The following is a 17728-nucleotide window of genomic DNA, read 5'->3' as shown; positions in this document are numbered from 1 at the left end:
TAGTGTTTTCGGTTATGCTGACTTGGGCGTGGATAGCGGACAATGTCAGTTTTTAGTTCACCAACCAGATAGTTTTGGTTTGGGTATACTGGGACAACGCCTCTAAGCCATTGTCACGACCGCCGAAGCCAGATTGTTTATAACCACCAAAAGGTGTCGTAATATCACCCTCAGAAAAACCATTAATCGAGACGGTACCAGCTTTAATAGCGGATGCCACGCGGAATGCGCGATGGATGTTTTGTGTATAAAAGGAAGCGGCAAGCCCATAATTACTCTGATTGGCGAGCTGAATAGCTTCCTCTTCGGTTTCAAAACTTGTGACAGCTAAAAGTGGACCAAAAACTTCTTCTTTAAACAGCGTCATATCCGGGCTGACATTATCAAAGATGGTAGGCTCGATATACCAGCCACTACCGAGTTCATCGTGGATACGCCCACCTGCGATCAAACGAGCACCCTCCGTTTTTGCAGTATTGAGATGTGATATTACTTTCTCAAAATGCGCTTTTTCGATCATTGGCCCAATAGCGACCTCAGGATCGTAAGGATGACCAACCTTCCAAGACTGAAGACCTTCTTTTAATAGTGTTAATAAGGCTTCTTTTTGGCTAGAGTGGACAAGTAGGCGTGAACCACAGCTACAGTTTTCGCTCATATTCCAAAAAGCAGCGGATAAAATATGCTCGATGGTTTGTTCATTGATAATGGCATCTGCAAAGACGATTTGAGGGCTTTTGCCACCACACTCTAAGACGACTTCCTTGAGGTTGCTTTGTGCAGAGTACTGTAGAAATAGTCGGCCGACCTCAGTTGAGCCTGTAAAAGAAACCATATCAACATCCATATGCTGACCGAGTGCCGCACCTACTTCTTCACCAAGCCCACAGACTAACTGTAACGCCGCTTTTGGCACGCCAGCCTCGTACGCCAATTGTGTTAATCGATATGCTGAGAGCGAGGTCAATTCAGCCGGTTTAACAATGACTGAGTTGCCAGTTATTAATGCGGGTGCAACTTTCCATGCATACATTTGTGCTGGAAAGTTCCATGGTAGTACTGCACCCACTACACCGATAGGTTCTTGTACCACAAGGCCTAGCGCATCAGCGCCAGTAGGAGCAACCTTGCCAAAAACTTTATCAGCCGTTTCGGCGTACCATTCAAAGGTTTCAATCGTAGCGGGCAGGTCAGTGTTGAGACATTCCGTAATAGGCTTGCCTGCATCGACGCAATCTAAGGCAGCTAACTCATCCATATGCTCATGCATCAATTGACACCAGCGCTGCATGATAGCTTTGCGCTCTGCAGGAGACATCCGTCGCCACTCACCATGTTCAAAAGTGTCTCGGGCTGCCGCGACCGCCGTATTAACATCTTGCCGACTCCCATTAGCAATGCTACCTATGCAGGTATTATCAATAGGGCTGTAGTTAGGGAGTGTTGTCTCGGATACTGGTACTGTAGTATCTATTAAATGGCCTGCCCAAAGCTGTTGGTTGCTGGCGAGTTCGAAGACTTGCGCTGTGGTCATACTCATTAGATTGTCCTTTTCTATACAATGGTAGGAACGATAAGAATGGTGCGATGTATCAAGATAGGAGTGCTAAAAATGACTGAGTCTCTTCTTTTGACATATCAGTCAAAGGTAGTCGTACTGACCCAACATTGATGCTCCCGTTAATGCAGCCTGCTTTGGCTTTTTGGTTATAGTTTCCAGACTCCATAGAGTGGATAGCAGGATACATGGCTGTCATCAGCTCCTTAGCATGGTTCCAATCGCCTTTTTGTGTGGCTTCAAACAATGCGACTTGTTCTGCTGGAAATACGTTAGCCGCACCAGCGATCCAGCTCTTAGCACCCCAGAAGAAGAAATCTACTGGTTGGTCGTCACAACCACAAACCACTTCAAAATCTTCAAAATCAGCCTGTAGCATACGTAATGCATGGCTAAAATCGCCGCTGCTTTCTTTGACACCTACAATATTGGGATGCTTGGATAAATGCGCGACGGTTTCAAATTCAATGCTCACACCGACGCGTGCTGGAAAGTTATACATAATGATAGGTAGGTCAGTGGCATCAGCGACAGTTTCAAAATGCGCAATAATACCGTCTTGGTCTGGTAGGCTATACGGATTGGCTGATAACATTAAGCCGTTGTAACCCAAATTGTTGGCTTGGTGAGCAAGTTCGATAGAATGATTGGTCGATAAACTGTTGATACCTGCAATCAGAGTGACTTTGCCTTTGGCAGCATCAGCGATAGTGGTCAAAACCAGTTCACGCTCTGCAGGCGAGAACGTGTAATATTCACCCGTTGTACCGCAAGCTACGATTCCGGTAACGCCTTTTTCTATGAATACATTGACCAGTTCGGTCAATTTTTGAGTATCGATATCTCCATTAACATTGAAAGGAGTAACGATAGGGACTAAAACGCCATGAATGTTCATATAAATATCCTTATTTGGAAGTAAAAGCCGTTAGTAAGCCATGAGCTATTAGCGACGTTGGTTCTATGAGTTGTCATAGAGATAAGATGTTCGACTATTATTTAAAAGACTTAAGTTTGAAGCGGTTTAGACGATAGGCAGTAGGATCTACCATGGCAGTATCGCCAAAATATAACGCTGCAATCATCTGTGCGCTTATGACAGCTTGGGTCAGACCTAGATGCTGATGACCAAAGTTTAAAAAGACTGAGTTATGTCTATCTATGATGGGTAGCGAGTCTGATGTAGAAGGTCTAAACCCCATCCATTGCGTATTGCTGTCACTATCTAGTGGGGTGTTTAGCATTGCTTGAGCTTGTTTCAACAGCATATTCGCACGGTTCATATTTGCCGGCGCCTCAAGTCCTGCATACTCAACAGTACCAGCCAAGCGCAGCCCTTTTTCCATTGGTGTCATAATAAAGCGACGGTCCATGCTAGAAATAGGGATGTTGAAACGCTGACTTTCGTTAGGAAGCATCAGGTGATAGCCTCGCTCTGTATCCATTGGTACTGAGACGCCTGTTAGCTGTTTGGCTAAGGCTTTGGAATGAGCTCCTGCGGCGAGCATAACTTTGCTGGCATGAAGCTGCTTTTGTGTCGTCGTCAAACGAATACCATCAGTTATTACTTCCGCGCTCAGAACACGGCAATTCTCATAAATTTGACCACCAAGCGATCTAAAAATAGTACTTAATTTATGGGTAATGGCTTCTATATTGGTGATATGACCTGTCTCTGGAAAAAACAAAGCACCCAGTTGATTGTCTTTTAACGCAGGCTCAAGATCTGTCAATGCTGACTGTGAGAGTAGGCTGTTAGAGACACCTAAACTATTTAAGCGTTGGCCGTGTTCAGTCAGCATTTTTAGACTGTTAGGTGTCTCTGCGGTTAAAACAGATCCTTGTATTTGTACCCAAGAATGTAACTGCCACTCTTTGGCAAAATCTTGCCAAGCTTGAAGGCTCTGCGCATTTAATGCCAAAAGCGCTTGGTGACTGCGTGCAAATGGTTCGGTACGCATATTAAGTAATAGCTGAAACGCCCATGGTGCTAAGCGTGGAAGGTAGCGCCAATCTATACGCAGAGGCCCTTCAGGGTTGAGTAGCATGGCAGGAACATGTCGTAAGATACTGGCATCAGCGATAGGGAAAACCTGTTCAGTGGCAATGTGACCTGCGTTGCCATAAGTTGCACCGCGAGCAATTTTATCGGCTTCCAAAATTGCAACTTTTACCCCACGAGACTGTAGGGTAATCGCAGCACATAGTCCGATAATGCCACCACCAATGATATGTATATCAAACACTTGTGTGTCCATGAGAGTCTCGCTTTTCTGAGCTTGCTGAGCAGTGATTGGTTACTTCCTAGAAGCCATACAAACTGGTATTTATAAAGAAATACCCCATTTGAACGGATCGCTGTCTTGAACGATGAGAGAGGTCTCTGCACATACGTAGGCGTACCCTCGGATCGTGGGAATAATAGTACTGATAGGGTGGTTATGAAGAGAGCTATGATGACTAAGTACATCAATAGGCTGATAGCTGGCACTAAAGACACTGCCAATGATGCTTTGCTGATACCAAGTCTCACCAGGTGCGAGTACATTGTCTGCGGCTAAGCAAGCCAATTTGGCACTGGTTCCAGTACCACAAGGAGATCGATCGTAGGCAGATCCAGGGCATAATACGAAGTTTTTGCTGTTAGTGCCGGCGAGATCGCTCTTGCCAAACAGTTCTATATGATCAATTTCGCCATTGTCAGCACCCGTGATTCCAGACTTATGAAGTGCTTTTTTGATCTGTATGCTAAATTGAGTGAGTACTTCAACATTATTGGCTTCAATAGCTTGCTTATGATCGTTGACTAAGAAAAACCAATTACCACCCCAAGCGATATCTCCATAGATAGGACCGATATTGGGTACTTGAACTTCTACCTGTTTTTGGTAGCGATAAGAGGGGACATTCTGGACGCTACAACTACCATCATCATGTAAGGTTGCTTTAACTAGGCCTACGCTTGTTTCTAGATAGTGATCACCAGCGGTTATTTTTTGTTGATAAGCTAGAGATGCAATAACGCCGATAGTGCCATGGCCACACATACCTAAATAGCCATGATTATTAAAGAAGATCACGCCAGCCGTGGCACGAGGATCAGAAGGCGGGCACAAAAGCGCTCCGACAAGCACATCATTACCACGAGGTTCTAGGATAATACTTTGACGTAAATGATCGAAATTCTGTTTGAAGTCCTGAAGTTTTTCTTGAATAGATTGTCCACTAAGCTCAGGAAATCCTTCATATACCATACGAGTAGGTTCACCGCCAGTATGCGAATCAATAATCTTAAGAGTAAAAAGCGTATCAAACATGACTGCCTACCTGATTCATTCGTGAGTTAATATACTGTTAGCGTTATTCATAAATGAACAAGGCGTAAATATAGAATGACGTTTTTCAGAAAAGCAGTCTTGATGTTTTTATATGAATAAATGCGCATTTCTGCACAGGTTATAAAGACATTTAGGAGTATAAATATTGTGTAGCACCCTAAAATAATTGAAAAGCTCAACGACAAGCTTGAGATGCTATATGGGAATATACCGATGCGGCCGTTAGTACTAGAAGCACCTACAAAACAACTGTCAAAACACCTAAAAACTTATCAACCAGCCAATTTTGATGAGTTTGTTGGCAATATATCGTTATTGATGCCTCTATTTGATACTATGAAAAATGTGGTATTTTTTGTTAAAGATGACCAAGCATGCTATCGATTAGTCAGTAAAACGCTCATTAGACGTAGCGGGCTTAAAAACAAAAAAGCACTAATAGGACTGACTACAGAGCAAGTGTTTTTGAAGTCTCAAGGCAAGGATTATCTCAATCAGGATCTTAGAGTGTTAAGGGAAGGCAGGGAGATTATTGATAAACTAGAACTTCATAGCTATGCATCAGGACAGCTAGGATGGTGTATCACGCAAAAAATCCCCGTCTATGATGTAAAAAACCATATTGTAGCGATGGTAGGTATATCAGTAGATATTGATGAAGATAACGAGCGGATATTACGCAAACACGCTCGATTGGCAAGCGTAGATCAATACGTACGAGACAATCTTGATCAAAAAATCAATATTGGTCAATTGGCGAAGTTGGCAAATCTTAGTCAATCACAATTGGAGCGTACATTTAAGGCAGTACTCAATATGTCACCCATTCAGTTTGTACAAAAAATGCGCTTAGAGCATGCCATTCGACTGCTAGCGAATCATAAGCTAACAGTGACTCAAGTCTCCTTAAACTGTGGATACGGTGATCATAGCGCCTTTAGTCGACAGTTTAAGCAGTTTACTGGCATGTCCCCTGTGAACTTTCGTAAAATACATTTCAAAGAGCCATAAATAAAAGCAAAAAAATATGGTTCTTGACTCTAAAATAGTTCTCTAACGACTCCGAAGCTCATCTATATAATCTGCCCAATCTTGCATCATCTGTACCCTAGTATCGATTTCATCAAGTCTGTTGTAAGCCCCGCCATGTGTGTCTTTTATCCTGTGACCTAGCTGTAATTCTGTGACGATGTCAGAATAGCGTAGCTCAGGCTGTTCCATGAGCAAAGTTTTAGCGGATGCTCGAAATCCATGCGCACACTGCACATCTTTGTATCCAAGCCGGTGGAATATCTGCACCAACGTCGCTTTACTAATATAATCATTGCTTGAACCGCGCATCGAGGCAAATACATATTCCTTATGCCCAGTAATTGACTGAATACTTCGTAATCGAGAAATCACTTGCGTGGCCAAGGGAACAACTAAGTGCGAGACCATATCATCACGACCTTCGCCTTTGGTCGGGGAGAATGCCCATGTATTATTGTCCCAATCGATGTCATCCCAACGCATCGAGCGCAGATCGATACTACGCACAAATACATAAGGCAATAAGTTCATCGCCTCTAATGTGATCTTACTTGCACCTCTAAAATCAGACATATCTTTTAGAAGCGTCGCAAACTGATCTGGTTTGGTGATGGCTGGCAAGTGATTACCTGAGTTGGCAGGTGCAAGCTCACCACGGGTATCGACTGCCACATTTCTATCGCACAACCCTCGAGCAACAGCGAATGAAAAGACTTTTTCAGTATACAGACGAGTGCTCGCACCAACGAAAGTCGCTTGATTTTCATTATTTTGAATCGACTCGCACACACTCAGTATCATCTCACTGGTGATATCGTCCATTCTTAAATCACCAATTTCTTGGCACATATATCCTAGACATAAATCCCAAAACTTGAGGGTTGACTCACTGTATGATGGTTTTTTAGATTTACTTTGAGTACGACCTGCTGTTTTGTGTTCTCGCCATGCTTTTGCAATCTCAGAAAATGGTGCATTTTTTAGGTGAGTATATTTATTGGTTTGTTCTTTTTTCTGAATAGCTTTAGGGTCAGAGCCTTTGGCGACCATATCAAGAATGGTGTCTGCTTTATACTTAACCTCATGGAGACTGACATCCTCAATCTTACCCAACATCATCCTAGGGCGTTTGCCCTCGATATGCGGATGGGAATAACGTAAGTAGTATTCCTTTTTGCCATTTGGATAAATACGAAGACTTAAGCCAGCTACACCTGAGACACTGACAAAATAATCTTTGTCTCGGCATTCAAGCTTATTGATATCGTTTGCAGTGTCGATAGCCATAATGTATATCCGTCATATGATAATTAAGGTTAATGATAGGTTTATGATTGATGACTTATAAAAAGTCTCTTCTGCAGAAAAATATAGAAGTATTGGACACTGTCATGGACACTGATATTCGCTAGTATTTTTAGTAAAACCTTATAGAGTAATAGTTTTAATACTTAATTATCCCCAAGTAAACCTTGGGGATAATTATAGCATAGTGACCAAATAGTGAGTAGGCCATACGCTGAATGGGTTACACGGCATTTGTACCAACTATCCCGATACATAATTAAATGCGATTATGGTGTCCATGATTGATTCGGTAAGGAGTTGAGTATATTTTTTATAAAATACATGCTCCTGTACTCGCACAGAATATAAAAAGTAGGGTCATAGTACTGTTCTGTGCAAATTTGGAATGCACCAATTTTGAGTGGTATATAGAAAATATATAACTACAAGTTAAATATATTAAAAAATATCAATAGGTAGCTCATTCCTCTTAAAAATGGCTTGGTCACAATAAACAGAGGACTGCTGTTTGTGGGTAGATAAAATTTATCGCTACGTAAAAGAAAATAGAGTCAGTTCTAATGATTTAATAATCTGTCTATGATTTCAATTTAAAAGATTATACATGATGACTTGGGCATAGCGTTTGAAGGATAGATAAGATTAGAAATATTCGAAGGAGTTATAACATTTGGCTGAGTTTTTGCAATTTAATCTATTTTGGCAATATTAGAGGATATCTAAGCATACAAATGATGGTTATCAAAAATAGGCTATTAGCATATCTATATTAAAGACTTAGCCGGCGGACACAGATAATAAATAAACTATCGTAGACGAGCAGCCGTGATCATCTCGAATAAAAAGATAAGAACATATTTGGACGTAGCCATTAGTATTATCGCAAATCATAAAATATTAATAACCAGTCATACAGAGCATTCAAACCTTAACGTCTAATAAAACGTTAAATGATTGACGTAATAATATACCTGTCAGAGATGCTTAGAAGTAAAACTGATCAAGCGTGAACTATCATCCAAAAGATTCAGTTAAATTAGACAGGACAGAGTTAGTCGGTGAGAGCTAAATAGTTTGGTAGGATGTTTATACCTAAGTTAGTAAGGCTTAAGCCTACGACCTAATAGACTTCATTTAACATAATATACATTATGCGAAAACAAACCAACGGTTTTAGTAGTTAGGCGAAAAACCATTTATACCATGTCATTCTTATACTTTAGCTCAGATTTAATGTTAGTTATAGACTTTTACTAACGACAAGTTTCAAGCAAATACTGACGCAACGTTTTGCCATCCTGATCTAAAACCACATCTGCGACTTGGCAATTTTTATCATTGTCATCACATGACAACTCATAATAAACATCGCTACCTTGCGCCAAGCTAACCTGAACCAGTCCTTGATCAGTTATTGAAAACTTTTTGTCTTGCGTATAATCAGGATCTTGCGAGTTCCAAAGTACATCGTAATCTATATTGCAGGACGTCTGAGCTTTATCAAAATATTCTTGCTCAAGTTGCATGGCTGCTTGCAAGTCAGCATCAGCGTATTGCTGCAGCACTACAGGATTACTCATACCTTGGTCATCAATGTCTTGTTGGTACATTTTCGTGATGGTCGCAATCTTTATATTAGCCATGGCATTTTGTTTCTGATCTACTGTTGATACATCGGCTATGGCGTTACCGACAGTCATCAGTCCTATGGTCGATAGTAATGTCAGCGATTTATATGTTGGCATCTTATTCTCTGCTAGCTTTTGTCTTATAAGTGTTACGACTATTACATCATACCTATATTCGGACTCTGCTGTATTATCGTATCATTCAGGTTTACTTACCAAAATATCGATTACATAGCGCTTCTATGGTATTTTTTACCGGTTCCCATGACAATTTATAGTGATGTTTCTTTCGCTAATAACTGTGCTAAGGATGATTTTATGATGACATTACCTACTTTTTTTAAGGAAAAATCTGCGACATTAGCCTCTAGCAGCCTTCTGTTATTTACGTTAGCTGCGACGGGTTGTCAGTCTGCTTCTGAGTCCAGTGAAGCTATTGTATCTCAGCCAACCAGTAGCTCATCAACACCTAGTAATGCTGATATCAGTCAGCAAACCCTTAGGCAGCAAGCGTTACGTATACAGCGCGCATTGGCAAATAAGGACTTTTCTAGAATCACTAGTGATATCCATCCAACACGTGGCGTTCGTTTTTCGATGTACGCTTATGTACGGCCTGAGTCAGATAAAGTCTTTAGCCGTGGGCAATTTGCACAGTATTTACAGCAGTCCAACATTCAATTTACTTGGGGCGAAAAAGACGGTACTGGCGATCTGTTGGTAACACCGTTGCCTACTTATTTGGATACTTGGGTGGATGGCAAAAAGTTTAATAACGCTAGCATCAATGTCAATGAATTCAAAAATAATGGTAATTCTATCAACAATTTGAAAGAAATATACCAAACATCAGATGTTGTAGAATTTTATTATAAAGGCACTAATGAATATGATGGTATGGACTGGCGGGTACTACGCTTGGTATTTGATGAGTATCAAGGCAAGCGATATCTGGTGGCTATCATTAATGACCAATGGACGGTTTAAGGCGTAGAAAACGATTACCCGACAACTTTTATAAGGTTTGTTTAAATTGGCAGCCTACTCTATCTGGTGATAAATGCTATATATATTCGAGAAAGTATATATATATCAGCTTGTACTACATGGTCTTTGATATGACTTTTAATGACAAGCTTTTTTCCTAGCCTTCTAACGACAGCATATTCATAATTAGTTTGATCAAAGTTTCTTTTTGATTGGGGTCAGACACAGCGACCAATAAGGTCAAGGCCGCAAGCCCTGTATTATTGATGACCATGTCACCTTTATCATTCAGTAGTCGATGATTACGGTGTAAAAAATGCACGAACAAAAAAGCGCCGCTGCGTTGCCCAGCGCTCTAAATTACACGCCTTGATGAGATATCACTTATAGTATTAATCACCTCAGCTTCCCCAATTCCAATATGCTGTTTTGAATACAGTCTACTGTCACAACCTCTATAAATATCATTCATAACGGCGTCTGACGAAAGAATTTCACCATAATCTCATAAATATCAGGATAAGCATCTATTAGCTTTTGCGGTGTTTCAAAAAACACTTCACTCAAAACTGCAAAAAACTCAGCAGAATTGGTCGCTCCATAACGATCTAGACCTGACTTACGATGTGTCTGAAAGTCCTCAAAATCGCGGCTCATAATCTGTGTCCAGTTTGCAGGATCCATATCAGGCTGCATCGGTGGAAAGCCATTGGCACGCCCATTCATCATATCGAGTTTATGTACAAACTCATGAATGACAACGTTGTGTCCATCACGTTCGCCTGAGTGCTTAGCATCCTTCCATGAAAGAATAACAGGCCCTCGCAGCCATGCTTCTCCGCTACGGTGCTGAGTGCCTTCGTGGACGATACCAAACTCATCTACCGTGGTACTGTTGCTTTTGTACGAGCCAGGATAAATGATGATGGATGACCAACCAGCATACCAGTCAAGGCCTAAGTTCAAGATCGGCAAACACGCTTGCAGCGCAATCGATTGTCTGACAGCATTGGTAATCTCAAAACCTTGTGCGCCTGTGATGGACTTATCAGCCAAAAAAAATGTCGCGAGCTCAAATAAATGCGTCATCTCGTCAACACTCAATCTGTCGAGTATCACGATACGCTCAGCCGCTTGCATCCAATCGGCATGGGTAAACTCGCTGTTGTCTAATATACGCTGTTCACGCCAGTCTTTTATGATGCCAAACATACACGCCACCCCTATTCTTTAAATATTTCGCACACATTGATATCACTGATACCTGAGTATTGTAGCGTCAATCAGTAATACACACTTGTAATTAATATATTGACATGCATAAGCAAAAAACGCTGCTCATAAATGAATTATTGAGCAGCGCAGTCTGAAATTCATACATTAAGATTTAAAATTGATACTGCAATCCCAGCTGTACTGAGCTGTCTTTATCGTCACGTGCAAAGGTGGTATCGCCATTCAAATACGCATAAACGTTTTTATGAACCTTGTTACTCACACTCAGCTCAAAACGTCCATAGTCATCATCTTTATCTGTTTGGGTAATACTAACGTTTCTCGTTTGTCCATCAGCTAAAGACGTTGTCGATAAACTGTCTGTTAAACCATCGTCGATAACATGCACGTAAGCAATTTTACTTTGAAGTTTGGCAGGCGTGCCCATCAAATTAAAGCCATATTGTAACTGGTAACCAAGCTCTGAATTCCATGCCTCGCTAGAGGTGCTATCAACCTTTAGTGCAGTGCGAGAATTGGCATTGCCACTGGTATAACCATCTATGTCTGTATCACTGTAATTCAGACCCAAAAAGGCGCCATGCGCGACGTTTTTCTTGATAAGGAAATTATAGCCAAGCTCATTGTATGCGCTAAACACATCAGCATCAGAACTACCGCGTTCGCTATTGTTGATAATGTTGATGCCGTCATTACCATCCAGTGTTACCGTTCTATTAACATCCAAGTCATGTTTAGATAAGCTCAGAGATGTGGTGTTCCACCAAGCCGTGTCTTTTCCGCCCAATAAAGAATAGGCTTGAATGCCATAGCTTGTATCTTTTTTAATACCATTTTCTATGCCTTTATTGTTTTGATTAGCCGCTTGCACACCTGCGCCAACACGCCAGCTCGGCTGTACGGTATATTCGCCATATAGACCAATATTGGCACGAGTGCCCTCTTGCACTTCATCAGCATCCACGTAGCTTTGGGAGCCATCTACCCAAACCTGAGTACGCGACTCGGTATCAAAAGACTCCGCATCATCGAGAGTATGTAATGCCAAAGCATTGGCGCGCTCAAGAACCGCTGAGTGTGAGTCAGTAGCATTAATTTTTAACGCAGCGCCCATCGTGTTTTGAAGATTGAGCGCACTTTTGGTTGATGCGATGATATCAGCATTGGTTTGCTCCACAATCAACTTGCTGATGATACGAGAGTAGTCGCGCATTCTTTGGGCTATGCGTTCTTCACCAAAGGCCGCAGTAAGCACTTCTTCGTTATCTAATGCAGGGTTATGCCACGTATAGCCACCTGGAATATCTGGGTTTTCAGTTTGCGTGTAACCATCATAATCAGGCCCAAGCCCCCAGTTAGTAGCCTCAAATCCTACGACCTGCATGACACTATCAAAAGACTCCTGATCGCTACAGCAGCCAACGCCATAAGGCTCGTATGGCTCTGTCTCACCTGGCGCAATAATGGCTGGATTGACCTCTAGTGTAATACCAAGCTCTTTAGCAATACGCAGTGCATTTTCACGCAAACTTACATTGGCAGCCACTTCGTTGTCATCATTGTCATAAGCATTTCGCCCTGCATTGGCATACATTTTGTCGCCTGTAATCAGACTGTCTAGGTTAATCATACCCAACGCTGTTGATTTTTCCGCGTCCGTTAGTTGATCAACAAACGCCCTTGACCCATTGAGACCGCCCTCCTCTGCACCAAATGCCACAAATTGGATGTCATGCTCTGTCTCAATACCTGTCAGGTTTTTGGTCAACTCAGTTAAGACGCCAGACCCAGAAGCATTATCGTCTAATGCCTCTAGATTTGCATAGTTTGGATAGGCAACGGCAGAATCATAATGTGCGCCGACAAATAGCGTTCTGTTGGTATCAGCACTGCCTTGTTGGGTCACGACAACGTTATTACTCGTTAACGTTTGACCTTTGAATAAACCACGAGGCGCTACGAAATCAAACGTTTGACGATTGACTTGGTTGTTACTACCATCGATGGTCATGCGCTGCTGCATATAATCAGCGGCTTGGACTTCTTTATCGGAACCTGTATAACGACCAGCATAGTCACGGGCAAGCGTCAGCGCCGTTTCTGTACCATAATCACCGTACTTGGCCTCTGCAAATACTTGCGAGCCTGTAAGCAGTGTCAATGCCGCAACCATTGAAATCTTAAGCGGTGACAAGTTAGTATCCAAACTGCTTCTCCTTGGTTAAAGAACGGTAAACGATACTGAAAAATAACCTAAAATAATGCAGTTTACAAGATAAAAGACATATGTTTGCTTATTTGATTTTTAAGTAAAGCGATGGATTATTTAAACGCTACATACCTACCTACGAGCAATATTTACGAATCGCTGTTTAATATTCATTGTCACCTTCATACTGCTGATTTACCGGGTTGTTCGGGAAGGCTTTATTAATGCTTAGCGTTGGTTAGGTCAATGGCATCCAGCTGTACTCCAACTACACGAAGTGCCATCGTCTTCCAATCTAGCTCCAGTTCATCAGCGAACACCACATGGTGACTGATACTGACGTACCCATGTACGATTGCCCAGATATCTAACGCTATTTGCCGACGTTGCGTCACGCTAGCATCTTCTGATAAATAAGAGCCTGCCACCCGAACCAACTTTGAAAACGCACTATCTCTGGCTGCAGTGGCCTCGATTGAGGGCTGATATCCTGCATCAGATTCCCCAAAAATCAGCCGATAATGCGCTTCATATTTCTCGCCTACATTGAGATACCCTAGGCACGCCTCTAGCACTTGCTCTTTGTTTGCTCTACCCTCTGGAATGACATCCATAGCTTCACGGACAAGATTAAACCCTTCTATGTACAGCGCATCTAGTATGCCTTGCTTACCTTTGAAATGGCTGTATATACCGATGGTGGACAGTCCTGCCCGCTTGGATATAGCGCGTACACTCAAGGCGTCCCCACCCCCCTCTAAGAAAAGCTCAGATGCGGCGTTTAGTATTTTGGTTCTGGCATCCATTAGATTCTCACTATGTCTTGACAATTATAACAGTGTTATTCTAGTATATAACACTGTTATATACAAACAATTATGAATTGATTGTATTGATAGAAACTCAACTTAAGAGTAAGGACGCTATGAGTATTCAACAGCTAGAAACGGATTATCTAATCATTGGTAGTGGCGCGGTGGGTATGGCTTTTGCCGATGTGCTGCTCACAGAAACTGATGCTAATATTATTATCGTCGATAAACATCATAAGCCAGGTGGTCATTGGAACGATGCCTATTCATTTGTCACCTTACATCAGCCGTCATCTTTTTATGGCGTTAGCTCACGTGAGCTTTGCGGCGGTATGGTTGACGAGATTGGTTTAAATAAAGGCTTGTCTGAGTTGGCGTCAGGCGCAGAAGTCATGGCGTACTTTGATAAAGTCATGAAGCATACGTTTTTACCAAGTGGCCGCGTGAAATACTTCCCGATGTGTGAGTACAAAGGCGACGGCAAGTTTTCATCGTTGCTGTCTGATACCAGCTATGAGGTTAAGATCAACAAGAAAATAATTGATGGTACTTATTTTAAAACCTCAGTACCAGCAACCCATACCCCAAACTTCGAGATTGCTAAAGGTGTTAAGTTTGGCCCGCTAAATGATTTGCCGAGTCTAACCAAACCCCGTGATGGTTACGTCATTATAGGCGGCGGAAAAACAGGTATAGATGCGGTTTTATGGCTACTAGAAAACCAAATTGATCCAGACCATATCACATGGATTATGCCAAGAGATGCTTGGCTGATCGATCGTAAAAACACCCAACCCTCTCGTGATTTTTTCACCCATACTATTGGAGCACAGGCTACTCAGGCAGAAGCGATTGCTGAAGCTAAAAACATCGAAGACCTTTTTAATCGATTAGAAAAAGGCGGCGTATTAATGCGTATTGATCCAAATGTACGCCCGCAAATGTTCCATGGCGCTACCATTAGTAGTGAAGAGCTTAAGCAATTACGCCGTGTCAAAAACATTGTACGTAAAGGGCGCGTGACCCGCTTAGATACTGACAAGATTTATTTTGGTGATGATAGCATTACTACCACGCCCAACACCATGCATATCGACTGCTCAGCACGAGCGGTACCAGTGACAGAGACGTACGATGTGTTCAAAGGTGATACCGTGATGGTACAAACCGTACGTACCTATCAGCCTGTGTTCAGTGCCGCATTTATCGCCCACATCGAGGCCAATTACGATGATGAAACCATCAAAAATGAGTTATGCCAAGTGGTGCCAATCCCAAATCATGATACGGATTTTTTGGTTGGGCTTGTTAAACAAATGCAGAATCAGATGCGTTGGTCAAAAGAGCCTGCGCTACGTGAATGGATGATTAACAATCGATTAGATGGCTTCACCAAATTGGTACGAGCCAGCGAAGACACTCCACCTGAAGAGCTGGCTATTCTTAAGCGTTTAAAAGAAGCAGGACCAAGAGCTGCTGCAAACATGCCCAAACTCATGGGTGAAGTCATGCAGATAACGGCAGCGCGTCAAGCCAAAACTGCTAATGCTTAATCCCACAACTATAAAATAAAAAAGGAAATAACTATGCAAGAATTTCAAACCAATAAAGCAAACCTAACTCAAGCTCGCCTACAAGAGACGCCTATACACACTCTTAGTGATGGCGAAGTACGTGTCAAAGTTGATCGCTTTGCTTTTACTGCAAATAATATTACTTATGCGGTCATGGGTGACCAATTACGCTATTGGCAGTTTTTTCCGCCAAACGGCAACGAGCCTGAGAAATGGGGTATTATTCCAGTTTGGGGATTTGGCGATGTCATCGAATCAAATAGCGATGCACTACCTATCGGTGAGCGGTTATTCGGTTACTTCCCGCCCGCCAGTGAATTGATCATAACACCCAAGCGAGTCACCCAAACCAGTTTACTTGATGGTAGTGTCCATCGTGCCGAGCTACCACCCGGTTATAACCTATATCAGCGCGTTAACCATGAACGAGGCTATGACCGCGCCCATGACGATCAGCGCATGTTGTTATTCGTATTGCATTTGACCTCATTTTGCTTACATAATCTATTGAAGAGTAATGACTGGTTTGGTGCAGAGCAAGTAGTGATTATCAGTGCCTCTAGCAAGACCAGTACTGGCCTAGCCTATGGACTCACTGATGATAAAGACGCACCGCATGTTATCGGTCTCACATCAAACCGTAATATAGATTTTGTTAAGTCAATTGACGCTTATGACAGTGTGCTTAGCTATGACACTCTTGAGCATATTGATGCAAATAAGCCGACAGTTATTGTCGATATGTCGGCCAATACCGATGTGCTCAGCCGTCTACATAGACACTTAGGCGATAACATGCGTTACACTAGCAATGTCGGTATCACGCATTGGGACGAACCGCGCCATGTAGACGGTATCATCCAAGAACGTAGCCAACAGTTTTTTGCGCCCAGTCATGTACAGCAACGCATGAAAGAATGGGGTCCTGAAGAGTTTAATAAACGCTCTATGCGTTACATCATGAATAGCACCGCCAAAACTAGTGCGTGGCTAAAGATTCAGAAGCTTGATGGAGTCAATGGCTTACTAGAGGTTTATAAAGATATCTGCGAAGGTAAAATAGCCGCTGATGAAGGTTTGGTAGTAGTCATGGATAACAATGAAAAAGGCTAGGCTATAAAAGTCTGACTATAAAATTTATCGACTATTTGTCATTAGCAAAATGAAAATAAACAAGTAGAGAGCCTAGTCAATAGGTTCTCTGCTTGTTTGTGCTTTATACACTGACTACAGACATACACCCTACTCATAATTTTTAAACTTAAAAGCTGTGGTTTACATTGCGGTTTAACGTACCCGCCCTTCGTCTTTTAGATAATCATGCAACCCTTCAGCGAACTGTCTATAGCCTGCAGCATTGGCATGAATTTTATCAGACTTTAGATCCTCATCTGACAGTACAGTTGACCAGCCATCAGAATACAGCGGTATGGCTTCAGCTTCCGCAATATCTTCATACAGTGGATTATCACTGGCCTTACCAAACAAAGCACTGGTACTGAAATACGGCTCAGCGATTAGGACAACATCAATATTATTGGATTGTAAGGTGTCGATAGTCGCGATGATATTGGCACGAGTGGTATCAGGCGCAATGCGCTGTAATACATCATTACCACCCACACCCAGTAAGACCAAATCAGGGTTTTGCTCAGTGATCTCCTTCACTCGAGTAAGCACATCTGCAGAAGTATCACCATTGACCCCCGCATTAACGACGTTCCATTTACTTAGCTCTGCTAGCACCGTAGGATACGCTGTTTTAGGATTTGCGCCGTAACCATAGGTTAATGAGTCGCCAAGTGCGACCACTGTGCTACCAGCAGGCAAGATATCTTGTTGTGGTTCGCTACCACAGCCAGTCACACTGATAGTCGCTGACAACCCTATACCTGCCAGCATTAAGAACCTACCACGTAGCTTCATGTCTTCTCTCCTACTGTTTCTATTGAGTTAAACTTATTAGAATTAGGTTCAAGTTTTTAAAAATCTATTATTTAACTCTTGTTGTATATTGCTCAGTAACCGTTGTATAGTCCATACAGG

General features: G+C 42.2%; 14 protein-coding genes. 4 read left to right on the top strand and 10 right to left on the bottom strand.

The features are described 5' to 3' along the window. Positions 1-52 precede the first annotated feature (52 nt). From V6252_RS03675 to V6252_RS03660, 4 genes are all read right to left on the bottom strand, one after another. The gene (locus V6252_RS03675) at positions 53-1540 is read right to left on the bottom strand and encodes an aldehyde dehydrogenase (protein ID WP_341609321.1); all 1488 of its coding nucleotides are present in this window, start codon (positions 1538-1540) and stop codon (positions 53-55) included. Positions 1541-1592: 52 nt separating this feature from the next. Beyond that, on the bottom strand, positions 1593-2456 hold the full coding sequence (dapA, locus tag V6252_RS03670) for a 4-hydroxy-tetrahydrodipicolinate synthase (RefSeq protein WP_341609320.1): 864 nt from the start codon (positions 2454-2456) through the stop codon (positions 1593-1595). A gap of 97 nt (positions 2457-2553) precedes the next feature. Continuing rightward, a complete protein-coding gene (locus V6252_RS03665) occupies positions 2554-3816 on the bottom strand; it encodes an FAD-dependent oxidoreductase (protein WP_341609319.1) in 1263 nt (420 codons plus the stop codon). A gap of 69 nt (positions 3817-3885) precedes the next feature. Continuing rightward, a complete protein-coding gene (locus V6252_RS03660; RefSeq protein WP_341609318.1) occupies positions 3886-4875 on the bottom strand; it encodes a proline racemase family protein in 990 nt (329 codons plus the stop codon). A gap of 234 nt (positions 4876-5109) precedes the next feature. Between V6252_RS03660 and V6252_RS03655 the strand changes: the two genes are divergently transcribed. Beyond that, entirely contained in the window at positions 5110-5907 is a 798-nt protein-coding gene (locus tag V6252_RS03655; RefSeq protein ID WP_341609317.1) for a helix-turn-helix domain-containing protein, read from the top strand. Positions 5908-5949: 42 nt separating this feature from the next. Here the strand turns inward: V6252_RS03655 and V6252_RS03650 are convergent, their stop codons facing one another. Together V6252_RS03650 and V6252_RS03645 are read right to left on the bottom strand one after the other, a co-directional pair. Beyond that, entirely contained in the window at positions 5950-7215 is a 1266-nt protein-coding gene (locus V6252_RS03650; protein WP_341609316.1) for a tyrosine-type recombinase/integrase, read from the bottom strand. 1274 nt (positions 7216-8489) lie between these two features. After that, positions 8490-8981 carry a hypothetical protein gene (locus V6252_RS03645; RefSeq protein ID WP_341609315.1) on the bottom strand — a complete coding sequence of 164 codons (492 nt, stop codon included), beginning with the start codon at positions 8979-8981 and terminating at the stop codon, positions 8490-8492. A gap of 201 nt (positions 8982-9182) precedes the next feature. On the opposite strand from V6252_RS03645, the gene V6252_RS03640 reads away from it, so the two are divergent. Then, positions 9183-9851: a hypothetical protein gene (locus tag V6252_RS03640; protein ID WP_341609314.1), complete on the top strand. Its 669-nt coding sequence runs from the start codon at positions 9183-9185 to the stop codon at positions 9849-9851. Positions 9852-10319: 468 nt separating this feature from the next. On the opposite strand, the gene V6252_RS03635 is transcribed toward V6252_RS03640, so the two are convergent. The 3 genes from V6252_RS03635 to V6252_RS03625 form a co-directional block, all read right to left on the bottom strand. After that, a complete protein-coding gene (locus tag V6252_RS03635) occupies positions 10320-11063 on the bottom strand; it encodes a M90 family metallopeptidase (protein ID WP_341609313.1) in 744 nt (247 codons plus the stop codon). A gap of 175 nt (positions 11064-11238) precedes the next feature. Then, positions 11239-13293 (bottom strand): autotransporter domain-containing protein, encoded by a 2055-nt coding sequence (locus tag V6252_RS03630; protein WP_341609312.1) that lies wholly within the window; start codon positions 13291-13293, stop codon positions 11239-11241. A gap of 224 nt (positions 13294-13517) precedes the next feature. Continuing rightward, positions 13518-14102: a TetR/AcrR family transcriptional regulator gene (locus V6252_RS03625; protein ID WP_341609311.1), complete on the bottom strand. Its 585-nt coding sequence runs from the start codon at positions 14100-14102 to the stop codon at positions 13518-13520. A gap of 119 nt (positions 14103-14221) precedes the next feature. Here V6252_RS03625 and V6252_RS03620 point away from each other — a divergent pair, with 119 nt between their 5' ends. Together V6252_RS03620 and V6252_RS03615 are read left to right on the top strand one after the other, a co-directional pair. Then, positions 14222-15661 (top strand): FAD/NAD(P)-binding protein, encoded by a 1440-nt coding sequence (locus tag V6252_RS03620; protein WP_341609310.1) that lies wholly within the window; start codon positions 14222-14224, stop codon positions 15659-15661. Between the two features lie 33 nt (positions 15662-15694). Further along, the gene (locus V6252_RS03615) at positions 15695-16795 is read left to right on the top strand and encodes a DUF2855 family protein (RefSeq protein ID WP_341609309.1); all 1101 of its coding nucleotides are present in this window, start codon (positions 15695-15697) and stop codon (positions 16793-16795) included. 174 nt (positions 16796-16969) lie between these two features. On the opposite strand, the gene V6252_RS03610 is transcribed toward V6252_RS03615, so the two are convergent. Beyond that, positions 16970-17608, bottom strand: a complete 639-nt coding sequence (locus V6252_RS03610; protein ID WP_341609308.1) for a GDSL-type esterase/lipase family protein — start codon at positions 17606-17608, stop codon at positions 16970-16972. Positions 17609-17728 lie beyond the last annotated feature (120 nt).

The organism is Psychrobacter proteolyticus (assembly GCF_038155145.1).
In the GTDB taxonomy this organism is placed as follows: domain Bacteria; phylum Pseudomonadota; class Gammaproteobacteria; order Pseudomonadales; family Moraxellaceae; genus Psychrobacter; species Psychrobacter proteolyticus_B.
This window is presented reverse-complemented; position numbering and strand designations above follow the sequence as displayed.